This is a genomic window from Zooshikella ganghwensis, from assembly GCF_018263875.1.
Lineage (GTDB): Bacteria > Pseudomonadota > Gammaproteobacteria > Pseudomonadales > Zooshikellaceae > Zooshikella > Zooshikella ganghwensis.
This window is the reverse complement of the sequence record NZ_JAEVHG010000019.1, coordinates 90,336-99,185: the sequence shown is the minus strand read 5'-3', so window position 1 is coordinate 99,185 and position 8,850 is coordinate 90,336. Positions and strand designations below refer to the sequence as shown.

The window sequence follows — 8,850 nt, the reverse complement described above, 5'->3', positions numbered from 1 at the left end:
CACCCGGATAGCTTTTTTCTAATGCTGCGAAGCGGTCATGAATCGTGACAGTATAATCAGCTTGATCAGCACACTCTCGTTTTAACGCACTGTAACCTTGGGGATTTTCTTTTTGTAATGATTCGTTTGGGCCACAGACGGCGATAAAACCATACAACACATGGGTGAGGTTTTTGGCAGGGATATCATTAACATGGAAGTTACGGCCATAAACACCCCATTCCACAAAGTAAGTGCCGACGACTTTGTTGGCGTTATTCTGAAATAATGCTGAATCATCGTTCAGCATAGTAGCATGGGTAAATCCGGATAAACCCAGCCCTATGGCCACACCAATGGCCAATTTATTAGGCAACCAGCGGGTTAAGCGCTTGGTGTGCATAATCTGTTCTCCTCAATGCATTTATCAAAGGCGTGCAAACCAAGCCAATCACCTTTAAGAGGGGGATATGACTTGTTAAGTGCACGCAAAGCCTGATGACCTAGCCGTTAACACTTGCTAAGTGATCAGGTAAATAAACGAGTTATTGGGTAGTACACGTCAGTTGATTTGGTTATTAGTGTTAAAGCGAAAACTTATTCGCTTGCTTTACACTACCAGTCTCTTGTCATTAGTGATTCCAGTTGTTGCATCATCAATAGCTGCAGTTACTGCCCACTATTTGTGTTATGAATATGGCGATAATTATGTGATGGTTATGTACTTTTTATGTGTCGCAAAAAAACTGATTGTGTAAATAGCAATGTCTAGGTGACACAAAAAAAGAAGACACATAAATGCCAAACAAAACACACGACGACTGAGGGGTAGTTGAATATAAAGTGTAGCAAAGGTTCGTTAAATAAAATGGTAAACCAGTTCCATTTTTAATAAATAATCAAAAAATAGTAGTACGGAAAGTGAATTTGCAGGCAAGAGTTGAATAATAAGTGTTAACCGTGAATATATAGTAATGCTGTCTATACCCTTTTTTTATAGGCATAGGTAGCATATCTTTTGATAATAAATTGGAATAAATCAATAATAAAATGGGATTAAACTAATTGAGTTTTTGTGATGAAAGGCTGCTTTTGTCGTATTTTGACTTGGCTGAGATAATTCGATAAACGAATTGATAAGACAAAGGCTAGGGCCTGTTAACACTATTTGAATCACCACTGCCGTAGACTATTTTTTCACCTAGCAAGGCACAAGGAGTGCCATGTAGTCATTCTACATAAATGACTTGTAACACCGCTAGATGGAAAAATAATCCTGGCCCGAAGGGTTATGACGGTAAAAGCACTACTCGTTGTTGCTCATTGTTCATTTAGAATAACTAAACTTCACACTTCGCGCCTAGATTAGTGCTTTTACCGTCATAACAGTGATATTCAAATAGTGTTAACAGGCCCTAGATAAAGTAAGTCATATAAGGATACGGTAACCAAGCTTTCAGGGAAGGATTGACGGCTTGTTTAAGGGGTATAATCTAGCTCTTTTGTCCAATGGGATAGTTTGTTGAGTGATTATACCCTTCACAAATTAGTTGTATTGGTTTAGACAGGATTAATAGGTTTTGTAGGTACCTTATGCTGTTTAATATAAAAAACAGGCGTGCCTATATAAGTGATATATAAGTAAGTTGCTTTGGCATATTGTTGAGTGGCTGTTGAAACCCTGATACCGATGATGGCATTAGCATCTTCTGGTGCCATTAACATCAACTCATCGAGGGTTTCTTCGTACTCATTACGTTTTCGTTCTAAAAAACCGCGAATAAGTCCTTTTTTAGAGATTTCAACAGCGCGGGTAATTTGCACCATATTGTACATGTGTTTGATACGATAACAGCTTGGTAATTCTTCGGCTGTGAGTAGCAGCTTATTACTGCGTTCTTCAATATAGGGCGCAATTTTTCGGTTGAGAAACATTCTTTTCACCCTGGTTTTTGAGTAGACCAAAACTGACGGTTTTTAAGCACGATGGCTGTTCGTGTAGGTAAGTATAGGTGAAGTCTTTGCGAATGACCTTCACTGGTCGAATCTTCAACCGGTAATGTCACATGCGGCGTATCGGTAGCAAGGCGGTTATGTCCGCCAAACCGCTCATCATCACTACTTAATATCACCTCATACTCACCTGCCGGGGCTGGTATTGAATAGTCAGTAAATGATTTATTAGCATGAAAGTTAAAGACCCAAATTAATCCATGGCGCTCAAATGCCAACACCTTATCGTCATCTCTAACCCACAATAAATGCACATCACTGTAGCGTAGAGCGTCGTAGGTTTTACACAACGCAAGCATGGCCTGATCGAAATTATTGAGTAAACAGTATTTCAAGTTAGGATTATCGGCCAGGGACCATTGCCGACGTGCATGATGATACGACCAGTGGTTCCCTTCACGGGGGAAGTCTATCCATTCTGGGTGGCCGAACTCATTGCCCATAAAATTTAGGTAACCATGACCTGCTGTTGCTAAGGTCACAAGCCGGAGCATTTTGTGTAAAGCGATGGCTCGGTCGATGAGTAAATGCTCATCATCACGATTCATGTGCCAATACATGGCAGCATCTGCCAGTCGAAAAATAAGGGTTTTATCTCCCACTAAGGCTTGATCATGGCTTTCTGTATAGCTGATGGTTTTTTCATCATGACGGCGATTAATCAGTTCATGCCAAAGGTGCACAATTGACCAGTCTTCATCGCGGATATCTTTTGTGTATTTTATCCATAAGTCAGGAATGCCCATGGCAAAACGATAGTCAAAACCTATGCCGCCTTGTGCGGTAGGAAGTGCCAGACCAGGCATACCACTCATGTCTTCCGCAATAGTAATGGCATCAGGGCGGAGGTTATGAATAACTTGATTGGCAAGGGCCAAGTAAGTGAGAGCATCCAAATCAACATTATGGTTAAAATAATGATCATAGGAGGTGAATGCTTGTCCAAGCCCATGGTCATGGTAGAGCATGCTGGTTATACCATCAAAGCGAAAACCATCTACTTTGAAATTATCCAGCCAGTAACGACAGTTAGAGAGTAAAAAGTGTAGTACTTCGGGTTTTGCATAATTAAAACAGCAGGAGTCCCAGGCTGGGTGACGTCCCCGTGGTCCCTCATGGAAAAACTGGTATGACGTACCATCGTATAAACCCAAGCCTTCCACATGATTTGCGACAGCATGGGAATGCACCAAGTCAATAAGTACGGAAATCCCCATTCCATGTGCCGTATCGATGAGTTCCATTAACGCTTCAGGGCTACCAAACCGAGATGCGGGGGCAAAGTAGCTGGAAACATGATAGCCAAAAGAACCATAGTAAGGGTGCTCGGGAATACCCATCAACTGAATAGTATTATAACCCGCCGCTTTAATTCGGGGCAGCGTATTAACGGTAAATTCTTGGTAGCTGCCTACTTTACCTTCTTCTTGCGCCATACCTACATGAGCTTCATAAATAAGCGGTGTTTCATTAGGACGCTTGAAGTGGTTTTTCCAACAATAGGGAGAGTTGGGGCGCCAAACTTGTGCAGAAAAAATAAGGGTTTGGCTATCTTGTACGACACGTCGAGCATAAGCGGGAATTCTTGGACCTTCGCCTCCGGGCCAGACCATATGCAGTCGATAATGTTGGCCGTGTTGGAGGGCAGTATCAGGTAATAGCAGTTCCCAGTGACCATGGCCATCAATACGTTGAAATTGAAACTCAGCAGAGGGTTGCCACTGGTTCATGTCACCTACTAAGTAAATGGCAGTTGCATTTGGTGCCCACTCATGGAACTGCCACTGATTATTGCGAAAGTGCAGACCAAAGTATTCGTGTCCACTGGCAATATCAATCAGTGCATTTGGGGTGTGACCTTGCTGTTGGGTATGGCATAGTTGTTGGCGTCTGGCTTCAATAGCGATTAAACGATGGGTTAACTGACTACGATAAGGCGCTAACCAGGGGTCATTGTGAACAATGGTGTCAACTAAATGATGGATTGACATTGAAGGTACATTAACGATCGTATTCATCCTTGAAATCTACTTATTTACTAATGAGTGGACGGCGCAGCATTTTTTCGTAAAGATCAATATATTGTTTGGCGGTATTGGCGTGATTATATGAAGTGATGGCTTCTTCCATTACACGGTGAATCTGTTTCGCTTTGGTATCCACAGAACGTTTATAAAAACGCATAGCCTGATCAACAGCCCAACGTAAACTTTCTGGGTTGTAATATTTAAATAAAAAGCCATTCCCCCTGTTTTTACGTGTGTTTAAATCGGTAATAGTGTCATGAATACCGCCGGTATCATGGGCGATGGGTAAAGAACCATAAATAGGGCCAATCATTTGCGGTAAGCCGCAAGGCTCAAAAGAGGAGGGCATTAGCACAAAATCAGAAGCTGCATAGCATTGATGCTCTAATGCATTATTAAAATCGCAGACAGCCACGCGCTCTTGAAAACCATGGAAGTGGACAATATCTCGAAATACGCGTTGATACTCTCCATCTGCTACAAAGACCATTTGTAGTCTTTGCTGCCAGTAATCAGAAATCAAATGGTAGATAATATCTGCGAGCAATTGACAGCCTTTTTGAACCGGATCAAGCCGTGATGGCCAGAATAACAGCGGTGCTTTGGGGTCAACTAACAGTCCCAACTGTTGTTGTACATGGCGTTTATTAAAACGTTTTCCTTCAACGTGTGATGCGGCATCATATTGTAATGGTAGCTTGCTATCCGTCCTGGGGTTAAAGGCCGGATCAGGCGCGTTCAAAATACCATAGGCGCATCCAGCATAGTATTTATTAATCAGTTCCTGACGAAGCCTATCAGGTACAAAATGATGATAACCCTCAACAATTTCCACTAAAAAACGAGGGCTGACAGTATTAACAAAGTGACCCGCAAATACCCCGCTGGTTAGAAAGTCGACAGGAATTGATTCTCGGGCATACTCATAACAGTCGGCGTACTGTTCAAAAAACAAGTGTTGCCAGAACTCTGCTGCGTCAATACCTCGGTCTTCAATATGCGCCATTGTGGCTTTAACGCTATGAATATTGTGAATGGTAAATAAACAGGGAATACCAAGCTTTCGTGCATAAGAAGGAATTAACCCAGTCATCCAGTCATTACAGTGAATAAGATCCGGTTGCACGCGGGGTATTATGTTATTAATGACTTCTCGCTGAAAGGCTAATGATAGCTTTGTATTTTCTAAATAATAGGCGGAATAAACACGGTTAAGGTAATAAAAAACACGATCCTCTGCCAAGTGTAAACGGCTATCAGGTACTGTCTGTCGTAGTTTTCGATATTCTTTTTGTAAAAAAGGCGCCAAACGATCTTTAAAAATTGCACGATAATCTGGCAGGGCAACATGAACATCAGCACCTTGATTGAATAAGGCACTGATCAGTGCGGCGGAAACATCAGCCAAGCCACCGGCTTTTGCTGTCAGGTATTGTGCATAGCTGCCCATTCTATCAGGAAGATAGGTCACCTCCGGTGTGACAATCAAAACACGGGGATTCTTCCGACCGCCGTTCATTCAATACTCCATGGCATAATAATCTGCGGGTACACTTCGTGGATAAGCTTCATAATGAAACCAAAAAATCATCAGGGTAGTATGATAATAATAGACAACAGTAAGCGTGTTACTGAATGACTATAAAAATGTCACCTGACTGACAGGTATCCTAGCAAACAAATATTGCTATTCTGTGGCATTTTAACTTTTATGAAACATTATCAGTAAGACAGGCTCGTCATTAGGTGACGAGCCCGGTTAAACTAACTGCAAATGTTTTATAAAATATTAATGAATTAATCCACAGCTTCAATTAACCCATGTCAGCAAGTGCGGCTGGAACCTCAGCCATTCGTCATATTGAGGGACAGCCCTGACGGTAAAACCATATTGTCCAGATCCATCACAAATAATGTCACAGCGATAGATATAGGCGCCATCACCTCGGTCCTCAGCAACGATCATGGGAGTTTCATGTCCTTCACAAAGGTCATCTGCACCATGTAACAGCCCATAATAAAGTTGAACTTCTACTTCATCTGGAGTGAGTTGACCAAGGTGCACCACCGTTGTCACATTGAATGTGTCGTTGACTTTAAAGGGACCTCTTGAGCTGCAGGTGGGTGGTTCAATATGAATATGCTGCCAGTGTTGTAAGTAACGTTGATGCTGAACCGCTAGTTGTTTGGCTTCAGCCCATTGATTCTCACGCAGGGTTTGCATACGTTGATGGGCAGGAACATAAAAACGCTCTGTATATTCTCTAACCATGCGTAAATTACAAAAATCGGCCATGGCCATTTTTATGGATTCACGCATTTTATAGACCCACTGATTAGGGATACCTCCTGGTTTGCGGTCATAGTAACAGGGCACAACGTCATTTTCTAAAACATTATAAAGTGCTTGGCTTTCAACAGCATCCTGATAGTCAGGGTCATGATACTCTTCACCATTACCAATCCGCCAGCCTCGATCATCGGTAAAGCCTTCGCACCACCAACCATCTAAAATACTTAAATTAAGCACACCATTGACAGCAGCTTTCATTCCCGAAGTGCCGCAGGCTTCCATGGGTCTTCTCGGATTATTGAGCCAAATATCGCAACCTTGCACCATCAGTCGTGCAGTATGCATATCATAGTCTTCAAGGAAAACAATTTTATGGCGGAAACGCTCCTGTTCAGCATAATGAATTAACTGTCGTATAACTTCTTTACCCTCATGATCTTTTGGGTGTGCCTTACCCGCAAAAACAAATTGTACGGGATGGTCTTTATTATTGACGATTGCATTTAAGCGTTCAGGATCACGGAAAATAAGGTTTCCACGTTTATACGTTGCATAACGTCTTGAAAAACCTATGGTGAGTGCATCTTGGTCCAACACCGATTCTACTGCACGCATGACGCGACGAGAGGCATTCCTGCGTCCATATTGACGAGACATATGCTCCCGTACCGAACGAATCAGTCGTGATCGACTGAGTTCATGAGCACGCCATAAATCCTCTTCAAAAATATCATCCACTCGCGCCATATTCTCTTTTAATTGGGAAGCAAGGTACCACTGTGGACCCAGGTGCCGTTCAAATAACATGACCAGTTCTGGTGAGAGAACACTCGACACATGAATGCCGTTGGTTACATGACCAATAGGAACTTCTTCATCGGCACGGCTGGGCCAAATATGGGTCCACATGTGGCGGGCAACCTGACCATGTAACTCACTGACACCATTACAGTGTTGAGCCATACGCAGCGCGAACAAAGACATACAGAATGGCTCATGTTGCTGTTCATCTTTTTCCTGCCCCCAACGAATAATTTGCTCGACAGGCAAACCAAACAGCTCACTGTACACTTTAAAATAAGGCGCAAGAAGCTCGGGGGAAAATTTATCATGGCCTGCAGGCACAGGCGTATGTGTGGTAAATACGGTGGTGCGTGGCACTATTTCCATAGCGGTTTTTAAATCGACGTGTTCTTTTTGTATCACTTGGCTGATACGCTCAAGATTGACAAATGCACAGTGCCCCTCATTGAGGTGGACCACTGACGGGTTAATACCCATCGCATCCAGCAGTTTCATCCCGCCAATGCCTAATACAATTTCCTGAGTCAATCGAGTATTATGTTCTGCTGCATATAAACGATTAGTGATTTCTTTTATTTCATCGGTGTTATCGGAGATATAGGTATCCATTAGCAACAATGTAACGCGCCCAACCTGTAACTTCCATGCTTGAAAACGAATGGGGTGGTTGGGGGCTGGAATGCTTATAATCAGATCTTGCCCATCATTACCTTTTACTTTCTCCATTGGCAGATGAAATAAATTGGTTTGAGGGTAGTCTTCTTGCTGCCAGCCATCTTGGTTAAGGTATTGGCGGAAGTAGCCATAGCGGTACATTAATCCTAAGCCAATTAACGGAATATCATTGACAGATGCGGCTTTTAAATGGTCTCCCGCCAGTACTCCCAGTCCTCCTGCAAAAATGGGCAGGCTTTCATGAATACCAAACTCCATAGAAAAATAGGCAATACAGCCCTCTTTACCAAAAGGCGTTTTTTGGGGATCTTTGCATGTAATGACTCGTTCCTGAAATTCACTTTTGACTTTATTTAAATTGGACAAAAAACTGCGATCTTCAGCCAGGGCATTTAACCGATCTTGTTCTATGTAGGTTAAAAAAGCCAGTGGGTTATGTTTAGCCTTACTCCAAAGATGAGGATCTATACGACGAAAGAGTTCAATGGCATCAGGTGTCCAACACCACCATAAATTTCTTGAAAGGGTTTCCAGAAAAGCAAGGGATTCTGGAATTTGTGGATAAACCTGATAGCTAGTGATCTTTTTCATGAAGTAATAGCCTTGTGTGACAAATGCAAAGTAAGAAAGAACAATGTCATACAATCACCACAGAATTTTCACAATTGGCATAATTGTTAAAAATATATTTGTCAGCCTCTCGATCGTTTTCCCAGCGGCGATTATCGATTAAATAGCGGAATTGATATTCCTGGCCTGGACGTAGTTCAAGGGTGGCAGTGAAGTCACCATTTTTGAGATTTTTCATGGGGGTATTGTTGGTTGACCAATTATTAAAATCCCCAACAATACACACATTATGTGCATCAGATACGGTGTCTTTTGGTATCCGAAAGGTAACTTTACACACAGGTTTAGACTTTAAATATTGTTTTTTTAAACTCATTGCAGCATTCCCCATTAACAACCCAGGCATAGCTGGCTTGTCTATGACTCAATGAAAGAGTGTAGATTATACCTTGGGCTATACAACAAAATTTTTAACATTTAGCGATTGGT

The 8,850-nt window shown here is 42.2% G+C and carries 5 protein-coding genes and 1 pseudogene; all 6 read right to left on the bottom strand.

Translation table 11 applies throughout. The features are described from left to right. Positions 1-382: pseudogene (locus tag KHS79_RS20965) on the bottom strand (hypothetical protein); the annotation flags it as partial. 1,157 nt (positions 383-1,539) lie between these two features. Further along, positions 1,540-1,914: a hypothetical protein gene (locus KHS79_RS20960; RefSeq protein ID WP_051311584.1), complete on the bottom strand. Its 375-nt coding sequence runs from the start codon at positions 1,912-1,914 to the stop codon at positions 1,540-1,542. A gap of 5 nt (positions 1,915-1,919) precedes the next feature. Then, positions 1,920-4,010: an alpha amylase C-terminal domain-containing protein gene (locus KHS79_RS20955; RefSeq protein WP_212721683.1), complete on the bottom strand. Its 2,091-nt coding sequence runs from the start codon at positions 4,008-4,010 to the stop codon at positions 1,920-1,922. A gap of 13 nt (positions 4,011-4,023) precedes the next feature. Next, positions 4,024-5,538: a glycogen synthase gene (locus KHS79_RS20950; RefSeq protein ID WP_212721681.1), complete on the bottom strand. Its 1,515-nt coding sequence runs from the start codon at positions 5,536-5,538 to the stop codon at positions 4,024-4,026. Between the two features lie 291 nt (positions 5,539-5,829). Further along, positions 5,830-8,382 (bottom strand): alpha-glucan family phosphorylase, encoded by a 2,553-nt coding sequence (gene glgP, locus KHS79_RS20945; protein WP_212721680.1) that lies wholly within the window; start codon positions 8,380-8,382, stop codon positions 5,830-5,832. A gap of 46 nt (positions 8,383-8,428) precedes the next feature. Further along, positions 8,429-8,737: an isoamylase early set domain-containing protein gene (locus KHS79_RS20940; protein ID WP_027709100.1), complete on the bottom strand. Its 309-nt coding sequence runs from the start codon at positions 8,735-8,737 to the stop codon at positions 8,429-8,431. Positions 8,738-8,850 lie beyond the last annotated feature (113 nt).